Origin of the sequence: Ferdinandcohnia salidurans, from assembly GCF_042680725.1 — a bacterium.
Taxonomy (GTDB): domain Bacteria; phylum Bacillota; class Bacilli; order Bacillales; family Bacillaceae_L; genus Ferdinandcohnia; species Ferdinandcohnia salidurans.
Map to the genome: position 1 here is coordinate 47,687 of NZ_JBHUEK010000009.1, position 19,539 is coordinate 67,225.

18 protein-coding genes are annotated in these 19,539 nt (G+C 37.5%); 16 read left to right on the top strand and 2 right to left on the bottom strand.

All coding sequences use genetic code 11. The features are described 5' to 3' along the window. Window positions 1-393: 393 nt before the first annotated feature. Complete coding sequence (locus tag ACFSFW_RS06940; RefSeq protein ID WP_388036500.1) at window positions 394-1,179, top strand: SDR family oxidoreductase; 786 nt, start codon at window positions 394-396, stop codon at window positions 1,177-1,179. A 34-nt stretch (window positions 1,180-1,213) separates the two neighbouring features. On the opposite strand, the gene aspA is transcribed toward ACFSFW_RS06940, so the two are convergent. Continuing rightward, complete coding sequence (aspA, locus tag ACFSFW_RS06945) at window positions 1,214-2,632, bottom strand: aspartate ammonia-lyase (protein ID WP_388036503.1); 1,419 nt, start codon at window positions 2,630-2,632, stop codon at window positions 1,214-1,216. A gap of 276 nt (window positions 2,633-2,908) precedes the next feature. Here aspA and ACFSFW_RS06950 point away from each other — a divergent pair, with 276 nt between their 5' ends. The 12 genes from ACFSFW_RS06950 (at window position 2,909) to ACFSFW_RS07005 (ending at window position 15,763) form a co-directional block, all read left to right on the top strand. Beyond that, window positions 2,909-3,220 carry a hypothetical protein gene (locus tag ACFSFW_RS06950; protein ID WP_388036506.1) on the top strand — a complete coding sequence of 104 codons (312 nt, stop codon included), beginning with the start codon at window positions 2,909-2,911 and terminating at the stop codon, window positions 3,218-3,220. 171 nt (window positions 3,221-3,391) lie between these two features. Then, window positions 3,392-3,964, top strand: coding sequence for an RNA polymerase sigma factor (locus ACFSFW_RS06955; RefSeq protein WP_388036509.1), 573 nt, complete (start codon window positions 3,392-3,394; stop codon window positions 3,962-3,964). Further along, a complete protein-coding gene (locus ACFSFW_RS06960) occupies window positions 3,936-4,748 on the top strand; it encodes a hypothetical protein (RefSeq protein WP_388036512.1) in 813 nt (270 codons plus the stop codon). The genes ACFSFW_RS06955 and ACFSFW_RS06960 overlap by 29 nt, the downstream gene beginning before the upstream one ends. Beyond that, complete coding sequence (locus ACFSFW_RS06965) at window positions 4,732-5,604, top strand: ABC transporter ATP-binding protein (protein ID WP_388036515.1); 873 nt, start codon at window positions 4,732-4,734, stop codon at window positions 5,602-5,604. Before ACFSFW_RS06960 ends, ACFSFW_RS06965 begins: the two co-directional genes overlap by 17 nt. Next, a complete protein-coding gene (locus ACFSFW_RS06970) occupies window positions 5,605-6,705 on the top strand; it encodes an ABC transporter permease (protein WP_388036517.1) in 1,101 nt (366 codons plus the stop codon). Window positions 6,706-6,833: 128 nt separating this feature from the next. Continuing rightward, a complete protein-coding gene (locus ACFSFW_RS06975) occupies window positions 6,834-7,730 on the top strand; it encodes an Rpn family recombination-promoting nuclease/putative transposase (protein WP_388036520.1) in 897 nt (298 codons plus the stop codon). 112 nt (window positions 7,731-7,842) lie between these two features. After that, complete coding sequence (locus ACFSFW_RS06980) at window positions 7,843-9,120, top strand: plasmid pRiA4b ORF-3 family protein (RefSeq protein WP_388036523.1); 1,278 nt, start codon at window positions 7,843-7,845, stop codon at window positions 9,118-9,120. Between the two features lie 621 nt (window positions 9,121-9,741). Continuing rightward, complete coding sequence (locus tag ACFSFW_RS06985) at window positions 9,742-11,307, top strand: FAD-dependent oxidoreductase (protein ID WP_388036525.1); 1,566 nt, start codon at window positions 9,742-9,744, stop codon at window positions 11,305-11,307. 587 nt (window positions 11,308-11,894) lie between these two features. Continuing rightward, entirely contained in the window at window positions 11,895-13,532 is a 1,638-nt protein-coding gene (locus ACFSFW_RS06990; protein ID WP_388036527.1) for a S8 family peptidase, read from the top strand. A gap of 153 nt (window positions 13,533-13,685) precedes the next feature. Further along, on the top strand, window positions 13,686-14,285 hold the full coding sequence (locus ACFSFW_RS06995) for a biotin transporter BioY (protein WP_388036530.1): 600 nt from the start codon (window positions 13,686-13,688) through the stop codon (window positions 14,283-14,285). 20 nt (window positions 14,286-14,305) lie between these two features. After that, on the top strand, window positions 14,306-15,307 hold the full coding sequence (gene bioB / locus ACFSFW_RS07000) for a biotin synthase BioB (RefSeq protein ID WP_388036532.1): 1,002 nt from the start codon (window positions 14,306-14,308) through the stop codon (window positions 15,305-15,307). A gap of 255 nt (window positions 15,308-15,562) precedes the next feature. Next, the gene (locus ACFSFW_RS07005) at window positions 15,563-15,763 is read left to right on the top strand and encodes a cold-shock protein (RefSeq protein WP_099353760.1); all 201 of its coding nucleotides are present in this window, start codon (window positions 15,563-15,565) and stop codon (window positions 15,761-15,763) included. 148 nt (window positions 15,764-15,911) lie between these two features. Here ACFSFW_RS07005 and ACFSFW_RS07010 read toward each other — a convergent pair whose 3' ends face one another. Continuing rightward, window positions 15,912-16,196, bottom strand: coding sequence for a hypothetical protein (locus tag ACFSFW_RS07010; RefSeq protein ID WP_388036534.1), 285 nt, complete (start codon window positions 16,194-16,196; stop codon window positions 15,912-15,914). A gap of 88 nt (window positions 16,197-16,284) precedes the next feature. Here ACFSFW_RS07010 and ACFSFW_RS07015 point away from each other — a divergent pair, with 88 nt between their 5' ends. The 3 genes from ACFSFW_RS07015 (at window position 16,285) to ACFSFW_RS07025 (ending at window position 19,478) form a co-directional block, all read left to right on the top strand. After that, window positions 16,285-16,983, top strand: a complete 699-nt coding sequence (locus ACFSFW_RS07015) for a polysaccharide deacetylase family protein (RefSeq protein WP_388036536.1) — start codon at window positions 16,285-16,287, stop codon at window positions 16,981-16,983. 153 nt (window positions 16,984-17,136) lie between these two features. Next, the gene (locus ACFSFW_RS07020) at window positions 17,137-18,150 is read left to right on the top strand and encodes a LacI family DNA-binding transcriptional regulator (protein ID WP_388036539.1); all 1,014 of its coding nucleotides are present in this window, start codon (window positions 17,137-17,139) and stop codon (window positions 18,148-18,150) included. 557 nt (window positions 18,151-18,707) lie between these two features. Next, entirely contained in the window at window positions 18,708-19,478 is a 771-nt protein-coding gene (locus ACFSFW_RS07025) for an MBL fold metallo-hydrolase (protein WP_388036542.1), read from the top strand. Window positions 19,479-19,539: the final 61 nt, after the last annotated feature.

Consider the following 19,539-nt stretch of genomic DNA (forward strand, 5'->3'; position numbering starts at 1 on the left):
TTTCGTTCCAAAAAATAAGGATTATCTTTAAAAAGCGTAATAAATTATTTGGACGAGAACGAATGTAATATCATTATATGGAAAATAGAATAAAAAGGAATTGGATTAATATTAGTTATTCACACATTTTGATAGGATGTGAACACACATTTACTTATACCAAAAAAGTATCGTTTATCATCGGGCTAATTTAATAGAATAATTTAATTACCTTAATTAGGGATTGTAGCAACACTAGAAATTAAAAGGAGGAGTAGACGAAAACTTAAAAGAATCACTAGCGGGGATTGCACTGAATACATATTAGGGGAAAATTTTCGGAAGAATCACGAAAAATGAATAAAGTTGAGCTAGAATAGAAGAATAACCAGAAGTTTAAGGAGGGAACGACAAATGGATCTAAATTTAATCGGAAAAACAGCTATCGTTGCAGCATCTAGCCAGGGGCTCGGAAAAGCAATTGCAACCCAGCTCGTAAAAGAAGGAGCCAATGTAGTGCTGGCAAGTCGAAGTCAGGACAAACTAAAAGCAGTACAAGCCGAACTTTCAGCGTTCAACAAGGGGAAAGTTTCTTATTATCAAACGGATATTACCATTAAAGAAGACATCGAAGCACTCATAAAACATACAGTTGATACGTTTGGCACAATTGATATTCTCGTGAATAATGCGGGAGGGCCACCAGCAGGAACATTTGAACAATTAGATGATGAAGCTTGGCAGGGGGCATTTGAATTAAATCTATTAAGTTATGTTCGCATGATTCGTGGCGCACTACCATACTTGAAAGAAAATGGTGGAAAAATCATCAATATTGCATCTTCGTCTATCAAAGTGCCTATTCCTGGTCTAATTCTTTCTAATACTTTTCGACTAGGAATTGTCGGATTATCCAAAACATTAGCTGACGAATTAGCGCCATATAATATCCTCATCAATACGGTCGCACCCGGACGCATTGCAACAGACCGAGTGGCACACTTGGACCAAATCAATGCCGAAAAACTAGGAAAGCCGATTGAAGAAATTGAACAAATGTACAAAGAAACCATTCCTTTAAAACGCTATGGCGCACCTGAAGAATTCGCCAATTTTGTTACGTTCTTAGTGTCGGATGCTAACTCCTATATGACCGGGCAAGCCTACTTGGTTGACGGTGGAATGGTGAAGGCGATTTAACATGAAAAAGAGGACTGTCGCCAGTCCTCTTTGTTTATGCTCGTTGTAACAATGATGAACCGGAAATCCCTGGTTCTGTCATTTCGTATGGGTTCAAAATAAGATCCAATTCCTCCTCGGTTAACACATCATATAGCAAGCAAAGTTCACGTACCTGTTTACCATTTAAGATAGCTTCTCTTGCAATTCGAGAGGCGACTTCATATCCGATATGTGGATTAACGGCCGTAATCAGTCCGACGCTTCTTTCTACATAATCCTTCAAACGCTCTTCATTTGCTTTGATTCCTGATAGACAGTAATCCGTAAATGCTCTGAATGCGTTATTCATAATGCTAAGTGATTGCAATAAGTTAAATGCTAAAACCGGTTCCATTACATTCAACTCAAGTTGGCCAGCTTCCGTAGCTAAGGAGATTGTATGATCATTCCCTAATACTTGGAAAGCAACTTGGTTTATCATTTCAGGCATAACAGGGTTTACTTTACCTGGCATAATGGATGAACCTGGTTGTCTTGCTGGTAAGCTGATTTCGCCGAGTCCAGCACGCGGACCTGATGCCATTAACCGTAAATCATTTGCGATTTTTGACATACTCATCATATTTATTTTTAATGCAGCTGAAACTTCGGCATAGGCATCGATATTTTGAGTAGCATCGACTAGATGTTCAGCGCCTACTAAAGGAAGCCCACTAATTTCCGCTAAATATTTAACAACATTTTCGATATAACGTGGTTCAGCATTAAGCCCGGTTCCTACAGCAGTCGCTCCCATATTGACCTCATACAAATGCTGACGGGATTGCTGTATACGCTTTATATCGCGTTCTAACACGCGGGCATATGCAGCAAACTCTTGTCCAAGTCGAATCGGTACTGCATCCTGAAGGTGAGTTCTTCCCATTTTTATGATATGGTCAAATTCTTGCGCTTTTTGTTGAAAAACCTCTTTCATGTATTCCATTGTTTTTAATAATTTCTCTATTAAGTTTAGTGTTGCAATATGAAGTGCCGTTGGAAATGCATCATTTGTAGATTGAGACATATTCACATGGCTGTTTGGACTTACTTCATTATATTTTCCTTTTTCATGACCAAGGATCTCTAGTGCACGATTAGCAATGACTTCGTTGGCATTCATATTAATAGATGTACCTGCTCCACCTTGGATAGGGTCTACAATAAATTGGTCATGCATTTTTCCATTTATGATTTCATCGGCCGCTTGTACAATTGGCTTGCCAATACCTTCATATAGATGCTTCACATCCATGTTTGCTAAGGCTGCGGCTTTTTTAACCATTGCTAATCCGATAATTAATTCTTCATGGATACGGTAGCCAGTTATCGGAAAATTTTCAACTGCACGTATCGTTTGGACGCCATAATAGGCATCAACTGGAACCTCTTTTTCTCCAAGAAAATCCTTTTCTATTCGAACTTGGCTCATGATGTCCTCTCCCTTTTACATATACATTCTAGTAGTAGTAAATTCGCTTTGCTACTAGTTTGCAACTGTCATCCACCTCATTATAACATGTATTTTTTACTTACCAACTAAAACCGCTTACAATTTAAATAATCTATTAATTGATAAAGTCCAGGCTATGGGTTGTCCGGACTAAATAATGAAATAGCTGAATAGGATATACTAAGTATTCCGAAACTTTTCTCGTGCTCATTCGTAATAAACGGTATCAGCAGTTTGAGGAAGGAGGGATGAACAATGGTACGATACATGACATTTGCACTCCTTGTTACTGCTGTAGAGGTAGCAATCCTCTTTGGAGTTTCCCTCTATTTAGATGCAAATACGTTAACTACCTTGTTTATTGGCTCTTGTTTCTTTATTATAGTCGCATTCATAATGGGCTCCTCAGGCGATATTTTTACAAAAAACTCAGAAATGGCCGTTTTTAATACATTTCTCGGTAGCTACAGAGGAAAGCATGAAAAAGTACGACTCCGAATTAGTCCATTTTTAACAGGATCTATCCTTTGCTTGATTGTTTTTTTTGTACTGAATTATTTTATGTAGAACAAAATTTACTAAGCATCTATCCATTTTTTGGATAGGTGCTTTTTTACGTAATGATCATTTCCCGTTGCAGACATCTCATTCTAAATAGATAATCAAAGCAGAAACTTTTTTTTGACGGAATAAATCTTTTTTCAAATCTTTTCGTCTTACATAATTGAGGTGATTAAAATGCCTGAGGATCAAGAGCTAATTGAAGAAATCTTGCGGGGTAGCAAAGCGGCGATGGAGGTTTTGACAAGGAAGTATTATAAACCGATTTACGCTTTTGTCTATCGAAAAGTAGGAAACAAGGAAATGGCGTACGATTTAACACAGGAAATTTTCATAAAAATGATGCAGCGGATCAAATCTTATTCAAATAAAGGTAGTTTTAAAAGCTGGCTCTACACAATTGCCGTCAATCATTGCCGCGATTATTGGAGAAGTGCTGACTATAAGCAGACATCTACGCAAACGGAGCTTCAGGAAACAATCAAAAGTGAAAACAGTAATGTCCCCTACATATTTGAACGGAAGGAAACAAGGGAGCAAGTAAAGGTTGCCATTAATAGTCTACCAGATATTCAACGAGAAGCCGTGATTCTGAAATACTATCATGGCATGAAAATTCAGGAGATAGCCGACATCACGAAAGCGAATGTGTCGACCGTTAAATCAAGATTGAAGCAAGGCCTTGGGAAACTTGCAACAGCATTAGAGAGAGGTGAGGGAAATGGGCAAAAACGACAGACAAAACAATAAATTTGAGATCGATGTTGAGATTTTAGAATTGGAACAGGAATTAGGAATGTCTTTGGACGAGTTTGATGTCGAATTTCCAAGTGAATCTGAAATCATGATGACAGTTGATGCACTTCGTCCTCACGTTCCTAAAAAAGAAAATAAATGGGAAACACTTGTTGCCAATGTATCAACCGTTCTGAGACATTCAACGAGGGAAGTCTTTTATTTTTCACCATTGTTTTGGGGTTTAAATCTATTGTTTTTACTAATCGGAGTAACTTCAACTCTTTTTTACGAGGTAGACCCATATCTCATTATGCTGTATGTGGCTCCACTCCCAACATTCATTGGATTAATCGAGGTGTTTAAGAGTGGAAATACCGAGATGGCTGAACTAGAGATGACATTTAAATTTAGCCTCCAAGAAATTATTTTATCGAGAATGGTTGTCGTCGGGGCCTTTAATATTACCCTTAATATCCTGTTAACGATTAGTTTTGCAGTCCTTATCCCAGAGGTGATGATTGGAAAATTAATTCTTTATTGGGCAACACCATTTACCATCATTGCAGCGATCATGTTAGTGGTAGCTTCAAAATCTCGTGGAGTATACACGTTAACAGGTGGACTAGTCGTTTGGACCGTAGTTGCTGTTTTTCTTGCACAACAAGATGTAATGGAAAGAATCGAAACGGTTTCAGCGGTGGTATATATTTTGGTAACTGTAGTTGCAACGATTTTTATCTTGATTAAAATGAGTAGAATTTACAAAAGGGGTATTTCATATGAATTTAACCATTGAAAATGTGTCCAAAGTCTTTGACGATCGAGAGGCTTTGGACTCCATAAATTTAGAATTCACAACAGGGGTGTACGGGATCTTAGGAGCAAACGGGTCAGGGAAGACGACATTGATGCGCATTCTTGCTAGTGTCATGAAGCCTAGCTCCGGGAGAGTTTTGTTAGATGGTCAAGATATTTCGGTTTTGGATTATCGGTATCGAGATGTCATCGGGTATTTGCCTCAGCATGTGGGGCTGTACAAAAATTTTACAGCTGAAAAGTTTTTGCTTTATATTGCAACATTAAAAGGTCTTTCAAAGGAAGATGCAAAAGCAAAGGTCGCGGAGACATTGGAATTAGTAGGATTAGTTGAGCATTCGAAGAAAAAAGTAGGGAAGTTTTCAGGCGGAATGAAGCGACGTGTCGGAATTGCGCAAGCTCTGTTAAATGACCCGAAAATTCTAATCGTAGACGAACCAACTGCAGGCCTTGATCCAAAAGAGAGAATCCGGTTCCGAAATTTATTATCGAAAATCTCAACAAACCGAATTGTATTGTTATCCACACATATTGTGTCAGATATCGAATTCATTGCGAAGGAAGTTTTGATTTTAAAGTCAGGAAAACTGATTCAAAAGCAGCCACCTCAATCGTTATTAAAAGGAATCGAAGAAAAGGTGTGGTCTGTCACAGTTGATACTGAATCTGAAATTACAAAGTTTCAATCTATATATAAGGTAGGCAACATTGCTCGTGTTGGGGATAAATTCGAGTTACGGATTTTAAGTGATATTAAACCTCATCTAAATGCTGTAAATGAACATCCGAATCTAGAGGATTTATATCTCTACTATTTCGATGAGGAGGTCGCATAAATGGAGCTATTGAAATTTGAGTTATATAAAATTTTCAAGCAAAGAATGGTGTACGTTGCGTTCCTTTTGTTGATTGTTTTTTCGACGGGATTTACGTATTATCCTGGTGCTGATCAAGAAAGAGCAATCTATAAGGATTGGGAAGGGAAAGTTACCGAGGAAAAACTTGAAGTTGTTGTCAAGGGCAATGAAGAGTTAATGAAAAAGCAAGACGAAATGATAGAAACCGATCAGTGGTTGTCTGAAGATGAATGGACATTGATGGGAGTTTACGAAAATATCGCCTACGGACATCAAGTGGAATTGAATGCTCAGGAAAAAATCAAAGAGCTTGCTGGGGAAAATAAATATAATACTGAACTTAAAGCATCCATGTTAAAGGAGATTGATACCTCTTATTTCGCTTATAACAAAGGACCGTCAGAAATCATCGATTATGCAAGTGTTTTTTCGGTATTCATCACTGGAGCCATGCTTTTGGTGGGGCTTTCTAGTATGTACACCCAGGAATATAGCTCTGGGGTGGACAACTATATTCTGAGTTCAAAAAAGGGTAGAGGATCATTACTAGGTGCTAAAATTGGAGCAGCCTTAATATATACCGCTATTGTTGTGGTAGGGTGGGAGATTTTTAACATTGGGTGGAACCTGATTCAATATGGGAATAGTGGCTGGGATACGTCCATCCAATATACCTTTAAATACTATTTTTCTCCCTATAGTTTTTCATTGCTAGAGTACCATTTACTGCAATTAGGGTTCCATTTGCTCGGGGCATGTAGTTTTGCCATTATGATTGTGCTGATCTCGTCACTATGTAAAAATGCTTTGGTTTCTCTTATCATCAATGGTGCAATCTTTGCGATACCATACTTTTTAGTAGAAACACTTCAACTCCCTAATTGGGTGGAGGATATCTTCCAATTTTCGTTTATATATTACTTGAACGTTGAGCCATTTTTTGATGATTTTAATACAATCAATCTGTTTGGATTCCCTGTCCTTTATTCAATTGTTGCGCTTGTTGTAATGATTGGGGTTTTCGTTGTGATTCCAATTTTAACATCACGCGTTGTGAAAAATAAGGAAGTTACTTCTTAGGTTATTTCACCTGTCCAGTGGGCGGGTGATTTTTTTATGAAGAGGAATTTATCAAGTTATGTCGAAGTATAGTGTTGTCATCGCTTATTCCCCTGATTTGTATATCCAATAAAGAAAGGACAGTATTAATGAACGAAATTAAACTTCTTGATCTGAAAGTAGACTATATGTTCAAACAATTATTTGGACAACCAAGTCGAAAACAAATTACAATTGCTTTTCTAAATGACTTATTAGGTAGACCGGAAATTGACCGCATTAATGATATATCCTTTGAAAATACAGATTTAATAAAGGATACTTCTGAAGGAAAATCCTCTAGACTTGATCTCCTTGTATCAACCTCAACAGGTGAAAAAATTAATGTAGAGATTCAACTTGCAAATCCAAATAATATGCCACAACGCATGTTGTTTTACTGGTGGAAAATGTACACCGCCTCTCTCCAAGAAAGAGAATCTTATGAAGAACTTCCTGTAACTATAGTAATCTCCATTTTAAATTTCTCTCTCTTCAAACATGAAACCGATATATTCCATTCAAAATTCCAAGTGCTTGAAACATCCAACTATTTTCCTTTTAGCGATAGACTGGAATTTCATACAATAGATTTGAAGCAATTCATGATACAATGGAAGAAATATCGCAGGGATTGGAAGACGGATACGAAAGCTGTTCCTTGGCTATTATTGTTAACAGCGGCAGACAATCAAAAAGACACAGTTGATTCTGAAATTCTTAATGAGTTGGAGGAATGGGCGATGAATTACGAAGAGGTAAAAACAGCCCTTAAAGAGTGGGAAAAATTAAGCATTAACAAAGAAAATCGAGCGGAGTATGAATGGCGTTTAAAGGAACTGCGGGACCAATTAAGTAGACTAAAGGGAGCTAGAGAAGAAGGCAGGGAATTAGAGCGACATGAAATCTTAAAAAGTATGATGTCGGAAGGCTTCGAAGCATCTGTTATTTCAAAGATAACAAAAATACCTGTAGAAGAAGTATTAGAAATTATGAAGAGAATGTAAAAGCAATGTTTCAATTTTAAAAGATTAAAGCTATAACCTAATTAATCTTAGAGGAATAAGCGATAAACTTGGGTAATTAAAACAGTTCTCTAAGAAATAAGGAGAATTTTATATGAGTAAAAAGGAAGCGAGAATACGGATTACAGACGAATATCCTACTCCAATTATTAGGGATTTTATTCAATTCTTAGACTACATAGCCAACAACAAAATAAAGTTAACAAAAGCAAATGAGTATCTCCCTCGAAAGGATTTAATTGCAATTTACGACTTAATGTCTGAGCCGAAATTTGATGTTCCATTAAAAAACAATCAACCAGGATATCCACTTTTGCATTTATTTTTTCTTGCGAGCATAGAGTTAGATCTACTTCGAAAAGAGCCTTTGCATTCACAAAAGACAGTTACATTACAATCAAAAAGATATGAAGAATTTTTGAAACTAACAACTTCTGAGCAATATATTGCATTGTTAGAAGCATTTTGGATGAAGGTTGAATGGGATTATTTATCAGGCGGTTATTTTCAAACAGAACCTCGTAAAATCGATATATTGTTTGAGAGACTTGATGAGTATCCTGTTAATAAAATCATTAACATAAATACGCATGACATATTAAGGCGACTACTATTCGATTTTGAGAACTTTCTATATTATTTTCATTATTTTGGGCTCTGGGAAGTTGTGTTTGATGAGGAAGAAACAAAAAAGGTCAGTCCGACTTATCGTGCAGCAAAATCGATAATGTTAACTCCATTGTTTAAACGTGTACAAGAATCATTACTAGATACTTGGGATTCTCAGTCAAATGATGAGATTGGTTCTCGGTCATTTATTGATATGTTGGGTCTTAATTCCTATTATCAAGAGCTTAGTAGTGAAGGACCAGAAAGGATTCTACAAGAATCTCTATTTCCCTTATTACAGCCATTATTTGTAGAAGGTGAGGTCACTAAGAACTTCCTTGAGAATGAAATAAAGAATAGTTCGGTATCCTATTTATTTAAAGTGTCTATAAACCAGTCATGCTGGCGGACGTTACAATTTTCAGATTCACATACTTTATTGGATGTACATCATTTAATCCAAGAAGCATTCGAATTTGAAGATGATCATCTTTACGCCTTTTTTATGGATGGGAAAAAATTTAGTAGGAAAAACTTTTATAACTCACCAGTGGATTTTGAGGGGCCCTATGCTAATGAGGTGAAATTGGTAGAACTCGAACTTCGCAAAGGAAAAAAATTTCTTTATCTATTTGATTTTGGCGATGAATGGGAATTTTATATAGATGTACTGAAAATCGAAGAAGGAAAACATAATGCTAAGTCATGTATAGTTGATTGGGGAGGTGAAGCCCCGGCTCAATATGGATGTGATGAGGTGTGATTTTCCCAATTTATTTTGGGATGTTGGATGAGGTCCCGAAGGAAGCGGAGATCGGTCATTTGACTCCTTCATAGTGTGGATGAAGTCCCGAATGAAGTGGTGTTAAGTTTGTAAAGTCCTTCATAGTGTGGATGAGGTCCCGAAGGCAGCGGAGTTAAGTTTGTAGAGTCCTTCATAGTGTGGATGAAGTCCCGAACGAAGTGGAGATCGGTCAGTTGAGTCCTTCATAAGTGGTATGAAGAGGAAAATCCTGAAGAAAAGCTGGCCGAATCCACTTCATAAACAGTATGAAGAGGAAAACCCCGCGGAAAAGCTCGCTGAATCCTCTTCATAATCGCTATAAAGAGGAAAACCTCGCGGAAAAGCTCGACGAGTCCTCTTCATAAGCGTAATGAAGAGGAAAACCTCGCGGAAAAGATCGACGGATCCTCTTCTTAAGCGATATGAAGAGGAAAACTTCGCAGAAAAACCCCGCGAAACCCCTTCATCAGCAACAAAACGATTTCAGGACTATCCCAATTTTGCTAAAACCCCCGTAATTTCATGACGCCCCATGCATGATACCCAAATTACTGGAAAACCTAAACCCAAACTTACTTATTTAGGAAATGAGGGTTTATTGTGGCAAATGAGAAAAAGCTTCCCGAAGCACCTGAGCCTTTATGGAGAGCCGATGTTGACATTCCGGAGTTTCCTCCACTCGAGGAGAATCTTGAGGTAGATGTTGTGATTGTAGGTGGGGGGATTGCAGGTATAACCTCCGCGTATGTCTTAGTAAACGAGGGGTTGAAAGTTGCCTTATTAGAGGCGGATCAATTACTCAATGGTACTTCCGGACACACGACTGCAAAAGTTACAGCACAGCATGACCTCATCTATGATGAGTTCATTGCAAATTTCGGAAAAAGCACAGCGAGGCTTTATTATGAAGCAAACACGGATGCATTAAATTTTGTCAAAAAAACAGTAGAAGAGCACCAAATTGAATGCGATTTTAAAGAACAGGATGCCTACCTTTACTCCACTACGGATGAGTATGCACAAAAAATTGAGAACGAAGCCCAAGCCTATGAAAAAATTGGAATTGATGGTGGTCTCGTAGACAGTATTCCTTTTGACATTGAGATAAAAAACGCAATTGTGATGAAAAATCAGGCACAATTCCATCCAGTCAAATATTTAGCTCAACTTGTCAAAATCATTAAAGAACAAGGTGGACTCATTTTTGAACATACGGTTGCGGTCGATGTTGAAACAGGGCAAAAAACGACCGTACTTACTCGAAATAATAAACGAGTAGGCGGTGATTTTGTCCTTGCGTGTTCTCATTTTCCATTTTACGAAGGGACAGGGCTTTATTCGGCAAGAATGAAAGCATCGCGTTCATACGCAGTTGCTGTTAAAGCACAGGAGAGTTACCCGGGTGGCATGTATTTAAGTGTCGATAAGCCAAGCCGTTCGATTCGATCTGTTTCAACGAATGGAGAAGAGTACATTATCCTTGGAGGCGGAGGTCATCAAACGGGTGAAAGAACGGACACAAAGGAAGATTACAATTCCTTACGTATTTTTAGTGAACAGGTTTTTGAATTAGAGGATATTCAATACCACTGGTCAGCACAAGATCTTGAGACACTGGACAAAATCCCATATATCGGGGAGTTAACAACCAGTGAACCAAACATTCTGGTCGCAACTGGTTTCCGTAAGTGGGGAATGACAAACAGTGCAGTAGCTGCCTTACTATTTAGAGATATTATTATAAAACGAGATAATCCATATCGTGACCTTTACTCACCAGCTCGATTCTATGCACATCCTTCTCTGAAAAATTTCTTTGTGAACAATGCGAAAGTGGTGAAGCATTTAGTACAAGGAAAAATGGAAATCCCTCAGAAAAATGTGAATGACATTCAGAATGGGGAAGGTGCCGTAATCTCCATGAATGGTCAGCGAAAAGGGGCTTACAAAGACGAAAGTGGGAAACTATACATTGTTGATACAACCTGTACCCATGTTGGCTGTGAATGTCATTGGAATAATAGTGAAAAATCGTGGGACTGCCCTTGTCATGGGTCGCGTTTCTCTTATACGGGTGAAGTTTTAGAAGGGCCGGCAGAAAAGCCATTACAGCAATACGATTACACAATGCTTGATAACTTAACATCAGAGGATTCAGGTTATTAAAAGAATCAGGTGCTTCCCTTGGGGGGGTACCTGATTTTTTCTATTACCGCACCAAAGCGGTGATTCTATGTGAAAGACTAGGTGGACCACAGGGACGGTTCCTGTGGTCCTGAAAAGTTGAGAACCATGAGAACCGTCCCCATGGTTCCCCAAAAGAATCAGGTGCTTCCTTCGGGAGGTTACCTGATTTTTTCTATTACCGCACCAAAGCGGTGATTCTATGTGAAAGACTAAAATACTAGTTAAATTAGATATTTTGGCTTGTACATGTTTGGTGTGAAAATTATTTTGTGGTAGTAAATAACTGAATATTGCAAAAGATATTGACGGTCACAACTGGAAGATTGTAGTGTAATGGAGGCAGAGGACATTTCAATTTTTACAAACGTCAAACGCAATTTACATTTTCTCAACAATTCCTTATCAACGATTCTTGGAAATACATAAGCTTGACAGTCAAAGGTAATAAGGTCAACAAGTCGACTTTATTTACTTTTTTTCTGTATATACACGATACATAGAAGGGAGCGTGCCACTGACTTATATCATACGAGTTGTTTTTCAAAACTAAAAGCGGAGGTATGTAAATGAAGAAATTAGTCAGTTTTGCGATTGTGCTTTTACTCGTTTTAACGATGTTTGTAGGTGTAACTTTTGCCGAACAGCCCGACAATGCGGGAAAAGGGAACCAAGACTTTGTTGAAGGCGAACTAATCGTTTCAGTGGAACCGAAACAAAAGGGCAATTCAGACTCCACAATCCAGAGCGCAGATAGTCTAACAGGCCAGGATGATGCGTTGAAAGCAAAAGGATTCTCAATCATAGACACTCTCCATGTAGAAGATACTTCAGTCAAACCACTCCTAAATAATAATTTTAACAAAAAAGTAGTCGAGAAAATGGGCTTAGTCTACTTAGTCAAATACTCTCCGGATCAGTTCAAATCTAGTAATATGGCCATAAAAGAATTACGTAAAGAGCTAATGAATCTCGGGTTCAAAGTTAGATATATTTCCGAAAACTATAAGATGATGGCCATTGAAGGGACAGCGACAATTCAAGCTGTTCATCAAAATCAAAAATGGCATTACGACATGATTAAGGCTCCGCAAGCATGGTCAGTTACGAATGGTTCAAGTGCTGTAAAAATTGCGGTGTTGGATACTGGAATCGACCATAACCACCCTAGTCTAGCAAATTTTGTGAACACGAGCTTAGGAAGAACCTTTGTCGGTGGAACAACGATGGATGTTCAAGGTCATGGAACTCACGTTGCAGGAACGATTGCAAGCTATGGATCTGTTTCTGGTGTTATGCAAAATGCAACCTTAATCCCAGTGAAGGTACTCGGTGATGATGGGTCAGGTTCTTTATATGGAATTACACAGGGAATTTTATATGCGGCGAATATTGATGCAGACGTTATCAATATGTCTCTTGGCGGCGGAGGCTATAATCAAAGTATGGATGAGGCGGTACAAACCGCAACTTCGCAAGGAACGATTGTTGTAGCAGCTTCTGGTAATGACGGGGCATCGAGTATTTCGTATCCAGCGGCTTATAGTAGTGTAATCGCGGTAGGATCGGTAACATCGAACAGAACACGCTCAAGCTTTTCAAACTACGGATCTGGCTTAGAGCTTATGGCACCAGGATCGAATATTTATAGCACCTATCCAAATAGTCGCTATACTACATTATCAGGTACATCAATGGCGACTCCACATGTGGCTGGGGTAGCGGGATTAATTAGAGCGGCGAATCCGAATATTTCAGTCTCACAAGCAAGACAAATCTTACGAGATACAGCACAAGAGGCTGGTAGCTCCACGCAATACGGATATGGAATTGTTGATGCACATGCAGCAGTTGTAGCGGCTTCTGGGGGCGGCGGAACTACACCTCCACCACCATCTTCAACTGATACAGTTACAACGGTATCTACTAACTATAGCTATTATTATCGTGGCGAAACCGTCTATGTTACAAGTACAGTCAAAGATTCAAATGGAGCTCCGCTTGCAAATGCCTCCGTGAATTTTAAAATCACACGACCAAATGGAACAACGGTAACATCAACTGCAACAACAAATTCATCGGGTGTAGCAACCTGGTCAATTGGCACAAACTATTACACAGCAACTGGAACATATCGACTTGACGCCACTGCTTCAAAGAGTGGATATTCAAGCAGTACTGGCTCTACAACGTTTAGAGTTTACTAATTAATTGCCTTAGCTAGTCTATGTTTAAGGAGTCTCATCATTAGAGACTCCTATTTTTATTATTTATATGTTAACTAAAAATAAAAATAGGTTGACAAATAAACCGTTTTCTCATTATTTTAATTATATAGATAAAAGAAGGAGGCTAAGGAATTGAAAAGGAAATTATCAACGATTGATATTAGTTTAGTAGGAATGTTTGTAGCGTTAATGGCAATCGGTGCCAATGTTACGTCGATTGCGCCATTTATGGTTGTTGGCGGTGTACCGATCACATTGCAAACCTTTTTCGCCATCTTGGCTGGTGCGATTTTAGGTAGTCGTCTTGGTGCGATTAGCATGTGTGTGTATGCATTTGTAGGCTTAGTAGGGGTTCCTGTATTTGCTAAGTTTAGCGGAGGATTTACTCATTTATTGAGTCCGACTTTTGGTTTTATTGTTTCATTTATTTTAACGGCATATATCACAGGAATAATCATCGAAAAAAATAAGGCGCTACATACATACATCATTGCATCACTCATTGGGATGTCCATTAATTATCTTTTCGGAACGAACTGGATGTATTTTTCCTATCAATTATGGGCGGCTGCCCCAGAAGGATTTACATATTCTATGGCATGGTTGTGGATGATTGTCCCGTTACCAAAAGATATCGTCCTCGCGATTGGTGCAGCGTTATTTGCACATCGCTTTGAACGGACACTTGTTAGTCGGGGCTATTTTGCAAATTTGAAGAAATCGGTTAATTAGAAAAATGGAGGAGAAAATAGATGAGTAAATGGAAGCAATTAGCGTTAAAGGTGATTGATGGCTATGAATTGAGGAATGATGAGGCGTTAGATATCTTAAATTCTCCAGATGAAGAAATATTAGAGTTGCTTCATGGTGCTTACATGATTCGTCATCATTACTATGGCAATAAGGTGAAGTTAAATATGATTATTAATACAAAGTCTGGGCTTTGTCCGGAAAATTGCGGGTACTGCTCACAATCTAGTATTTCAACTGCGCCGATTGAGAAATATCGAATGATGGATAAGGAAGAAATTTTGAAAGGGGCTGAAAAAGCTCATCAAATGCAAGTTGGTACCTATTGTATCGTAGCAAGTGGACGCGGACCAAGTAACAAGGAAGTGGATCACGTTGTATCTGCCGTAAAGGAAATCAAAGAAAAATATGATTTGAAAATTTGTGCTTGTCTAGGTATCTTAAAATCGGATCAAGCAAAAAAACTAAAAGACGCGGGTGTTGATCGGTATAATCACAACATTAATACATCTGAAAATCACCATGAATGTATTACAACCTCACATACCTATCAAGATCGGGTTGATACCGTGGAAACGATTAAAGAGCAGGGAATCTCACCTTGTTCTGGAGTCATCGTGGGGATGAAAGAATCTAAGCAAGATGTTGTCGATATGGCAAAAAGCTTACGTGTCCTAGATGCTGATTCCATACCGGTCAATTTCTTGCATGCGATTGAAGGAACACCTCTGGAGGGGACAAACGAGCTGAACCCACGTTATTGCCTGAAGGTACTTTGCCTCATGCGCTTTATCAATCCAACGAAAGAAATACGCATCTCAGGAGGAAGGGAAGTAAATCTGCGAAGCCTTCAACCGCTTGGCCTCTATGCAGCCAACTCAATCTTTGTTGGAGATTATCTCACAACTGTTGGCCAAGAAGGCTCAGCTGATCATAAAATGTTAGAAGACCTAGGATTTGAAATTGATGTTACAGGGGATATAAGTGCACTGTCTTATAATTAGGGCTGAAAGTATTTGGACTAAATTGGGTACTTCTTGTTCAGGAAGTACCTAATTTTTGGTTGATAATAATCGATTATAAAGACCTGTAAAAAAAACATTTCATAATAACATTTGCTATTTTCTTTTATATCTGTTATTCTAAGGAAGAATTATTTTTGTTCATATTCAGATTAAAGATTCATTTTGTTTTTCGTCTAAGGTATTCGAACAAGGATAGTAACAAATGTGTGGCAATCACACTAGGAGGCAATTTACATGGAACAAGGTAAAGTTAAATGGTTTAATTCAGAAAAAGGTTTTGGATTCATCGAGCGTGAAGGCGGAGAAGACGTATTCGTACATTTCTCAGCAATCCAAGGCGAAGGTTTCAAATCTTTAGACGAAGGTCAAAGTGTAACATTTGATGTTGAACAAGGACAACGTGGTCCACAAGCATCTAACGTTCGTAAAGCTTAATACTTGCGTTTAAAAAGATAAGGGATATACCGATTTCGGTATATCCCTTTTTTATGTTCCAGAGAACCACGGGGACGGTTCTTTTGGTCCCTAAATAATTGAGAACCAAGAGAACCGTCCCCGCGGTCCGCGCTTACAGACTCCTTGCTTAATCGATTTTCTTTAAAACCACAGTTTGCGCAGGCGCCATTCGGTTTGGTGCTAAAATAGTAAGCTCGTACCTTACCCCATCAACCATAAGCTCCGCAATTTTCGTACTCGTTACATAATTAACAATGGATAAAGTCTCTACGTTTCTACCTTGATGAGTTAAATAATCAACAACTGCATCATGGAACTTCTTTGGTTCTTCGTACCATTTATACCATTCATCTAATTCGATTCGAATCTCATTGCCTTTTTCAAAAAAGGATTTAACAAACTTTTTAAACATAGAAGATCTCCTATTCCAAATTCTGGTTTCTATTATCCTGTTAATTTTACTATAATAGAAGTTTAATAAAATGAAAAGGAAGTTAACGATGAAAAGAAAATTAGCAATAAGTGGATTCGTTATTATCATTATTTTTCTTGCTTTATTCGGCAGCTACAAGTTAATGAACTCAAGGTCATTCCAATTATTCGGCGGTCTTACGCAGCAAGTTGAGACGGATCAAAAAGTGGTTGCATTGACATTTGACGATGGTCCGACTGAAAATGTGAACGAAATCCTACCGCTTTTGGACAAATATGATGTGAAGGCAACATTCTTTTTAATTGGACAAGATATCGAGAACCATCAAGAGGAAGCAAAGAAAATCGCTGAAGTTGGGCATCAGCTTGGGAATCATACGTATTCCCATAACCGCATGATTTTCAAATCCCCATCCTTTATCAAAGAGGAAATTGAAAAAACAGATGAACTTATCCGTACAGCAGGGTATGAAGGGGAAATTGACTTCCGCCCACCAAACAGTAAAAAGCTCGTAGGATTACCTTACTATCTCTACAAGCAAAAGAAAGACACAATCACCATGAATATTGAACCGGATACCTTCTACACCGAAACGGATGATCGGATCCAGTTCGTCAAAGAACAAATAATTCCGGGTTCCATCATCTTGATGCACCCTATGTATGAAGATAGCGATAAAGTTTTAGCAGAAATTGAGGGAATCATCCAATCACTTAAGGATGAGGGTTATAGGTTTGTGACGGTTAATGAGTTGCAGGGGATGTAATTCGTCTTGAAATAAATTAAATCCTTAAGAAAAACCATTATTTATTTACAATGGTTCTTTTTGCAATAAAAGGAAAACGACAAACTTTGTAGAATTATATATAATAATAGGTATGAAAAATATGAGGAAACGTTTCCATGAGGATGTGTTGTGATGGTAACAATAAAGGATGTCGCTAAAGAAGCTAGAGTATCAATTTCTACTGTATCGAGAGTACTTAATAAGAGTGGGTATACAAGTGAAAAAACGAGAGAAAAGGTTCTTAATGCAGTTAAGAAACTTAATTATCAAGGGAGTCTGGTAGCTGCTGCAATGATTAAGAAACAAACATTAACTCTTGGTTTAATCATACCTGACATAAAAAATATTTTTTATTCAGATTTGACTAGAGCAATAGAAGATCGAGCAAATAGTCATGGGTTTAACATTTTTTTATGTAATACTGATAACAATTTACAAAAAGAAGCAGAGTATATACACCTATTGATTGCTAAGGGAGTCGATGGGATTATTTTTTCATCCCCAGAAGTAGATGATGAAAATATTAAAGAATTGAAGCAAAGGTATCCTGAACTTCCTATTGTTATATTAGGAGGCAAATTTCCGAACTTAATTCTTAATGAAATAGTAGTTGATAATGTCGATGGAGCACTTAAAGCGATGAGACATCTTCTAGAATTAGGACATAAGGATATTGCATTTATTGGTGGGGATTTTGAATCTTATGCGTCAATTGAAAGACACCAAGGGTACAAATTAGCATTGAATGAAAGTGGAGTTCCTATAAATGATGAATTTGTTATTTTTGACAAATTTTATATTGAAAGCGGGTACAATAATGCGTTGAAATTATTACAAAAAAATAATAGACCTACAGCAATATTTGCGGGAAGCGACAGTATTGCTGTAGGGATCTATAAAGCTGCAAGGAAACTTAATATTAATATTCCCGAACAATTATCTGTTGTTGGTTTTGACGATTCCCAATATGCAGAAATTTTGTCTCCTATGCTGACAACCATTCGTACACCTATTAGAGAAATGGGTCAAAGGGCAATAGAAATCATTGTTAAAACAATTAAGGAAAAGCAAATAAATAAAGAAACGATTCTTTTTTATCCAACTCTTATTGTAAGGGAATCAACTACGAAAATAGAGGTAAAGTGAGTGATCGAGTGAAAAAACAGAACAAAGATGATTCAGAATAATATTGATAGATTCGAAATTAATTTTTATATTAATATAATTTTATAAATTTTCAAAAAAGTCTTGAAAGTATTCTATCAAGTATGTATAATTTGATTTAAATAAGTGGAAACGTTTCCACCTATTTAAATCATTTTTTTTGTTACTGAGAAAAAATTTGCAATATTTACACAAATAAACAATCAATGAATATGTGCAATTAACCAACTGCAGAAGAAACCTCACATGTATAGACACCTTCATGAATCTATAACAAACAGTATTTCATTTCTCCTCAATTATGCAAATCGTAAGTTTCAATAATGAATTGGTTGGAGGTGGGTTTTTCTGGAAACGTTTCCAGAAATAGTCCTTTAGGACTATTTACTTGTTCATTTACTTACATAGTTCAATCCAGAAATTTTAGTATTAATCTTCATTAAAAGATAACATTTATTTTTCAATTAACATTTTTTGTTTCAATCTCTTGCTAGTTTTTCAAGGTATAAAACTTATTACTAAGAAGAAAGGGGATCGTAATGTTCGACTACAACATATTTATTCAAGGATTTCCCGGAAAGTCCTCAACCCATGGGGGGCTTGGATGGAGTACAGTTACCTTGTTATCCCATAATGACCAAAATATTATTATTGATGTCGGCAGTTTCGGAGTCAGGCCACTAATCTTAGATAAGTTACGAGACAAAGGTTTGTCTCCGAGTGATATTTCTATGGTTTTATTGACCCATACGCATTGGGATCATTGTGTAAATTGGACATTGTTTCCTAACGCAACCATTGTAGTGGGGCGAGTGGATATGAATTGGGCATTAAATGAACCACCTGGAGGATGGCATGTACCTGAATTGTATGTTAAGGAATTAAATTCTTCGACACAAATAAGGTTAGTCGACCATCTTGAAGAAATTGTTCCTGGAATTGTTGCGCATCAAACTAAAGGACATTCACCAGGTCATTTGGCATACAGCGTAAACAATGGTGATTATGATTTGATATTTAGTGGAGATGCCGCTAAAAATAGGGCTGAGCTTTTATCAAGGAATGTAGATATGACACTAAATCTCTCTGATAGCCAAAATTCAATTGATTATTTATGGAGTATGTGGAAAGAAAAGAAGAACAGCATTTTAGTACCTGGACACGATATACCTATGAAACTAGTTAATGGGGACCCTAATTATCTCCATAAAAGGGAAGCAGATTTACAATACTGGGTTTCCGATACATTAGAGGATTATACTACTATAGAATTGGCTGAGGAAACAATGTTAGCTAATCATACAAAATAAGATTACCCTAACTTCTAAAAATTTAAGGGGGTGATTAAGTAAATAAAATGAAAAGGTTTAC

Bases quoted from the DNA above. Each gene is read 5' to 3' on its own strand.
- ACFSFW_RS06940 (WP_388036500.1), top strand. From the start codon at position 394: ATGGATCTAAATTTAATCGGAAAAACAGCTATCGTTGCAGCATCTAGC.
- aspA (WP_388036503.1), bottom strand. From the start codon at position 2,632: ATGAGCCAAGTTCGAATAGAAAAGGATTTTCTTGGAGAAAAAGAGGTT.
- ACFSFW_RS06950 (WP_388036506.1), top strand. From the start codon at position 2,909: ATGGTACGATACATGACATTTGCACTCCTTGTTACTGCTGTAGAGGTA.
- ACFSFW_RS06955 (WP_388036509.1), top strand. From the start codon at position 3,392: ATGCCTGAGGATCAAGAGCTAATTGAAGAAATCTTGCGGGGTAGCAAA.
- ACFSFW_RS06960 (WP_388036512.1), top strand. From the start codon at position 3,936: ATGGGCAAAAACGACAGACAAAACAATAAATTTGAGATCGATGTTGAG.
- ACFSFW_RS06965 (WP_388036515.1), top strand. From the start codon at position 4,732: ATGAATTTAACCATTGAAAATGTGTCCAAAGTCTTTGACGATCGAGAG.
- ACFSFW_RS06970 (WP_388036517.1), top strand. From the start codon at position 5,605: ATGGAGCTATTGAAATTTGAGTTATATAAAATTTTCAAGCAAAGAATG.
- ACFSFW_RS06975 (WP_388036520.1), top strand. From the start codon at position 6,834: ATGAACGAAATTAAACTTCTTGATCTGAAAGTAGACTATATGTTCAAA.
- ACFSFW_RS06980 (WP_388036523.1), top strand. From the start codon at position 7,843: ATGAGTAAAAAGGAAGCGAGAATACGGATTACAGACGAATATCCTACT.
- ACFSFW_RS06990 (WP_388036527.1), top strand. From the start codon at position 11,895: ATGAAGAAATTAGTCAGTTTTGCGATTGTGCTTTTACTCGTTTTAACG.
- bioB (WP_388036532.1), top strand. From the start codon at position 14,306: ATGAGTAAATGGAAGCAATTAGCGTTAAAGGTGATTGATGGCTATGAA.
- ACFSFW_RS07005 (WP_099353760.1), top strand. From the start codon at position 15,563: ATGGAACAAGGTAAAGTTAAATGGTTTAATTCAGAAAAAGGTTTTGGA.
- ACFSFW_RS07010 (WP_388036534.1), bottom strand. From the start codon at position 16,196: ATGTTTAAAAAGTTTGTTAAATCCTTTTTTGAAAAAGGCAATGAGATT.
- ACFSFW_RS07015 (WP_388036536.1), top strand. From the start codon at position 16,285: ATGAAAAGAAAATTAGCAATAAGTGGATTCGTTATTATCATTATTTTT.
- ACFSFW_RS07020 (WP_388036539.1), top strand. From the start codon at position 17,137: ATGGTAACAATAAAGGATGTCGCTAAAGAAGCTAGAGTATCAATTTCT.
- ACFSFW_RS07025 (WP_388036542.1), top strand. From the start codon at position 18,708: ATGTTCGACTACAACATATTTATTCAAGGATTTCCCGGAAAGTCCTCA.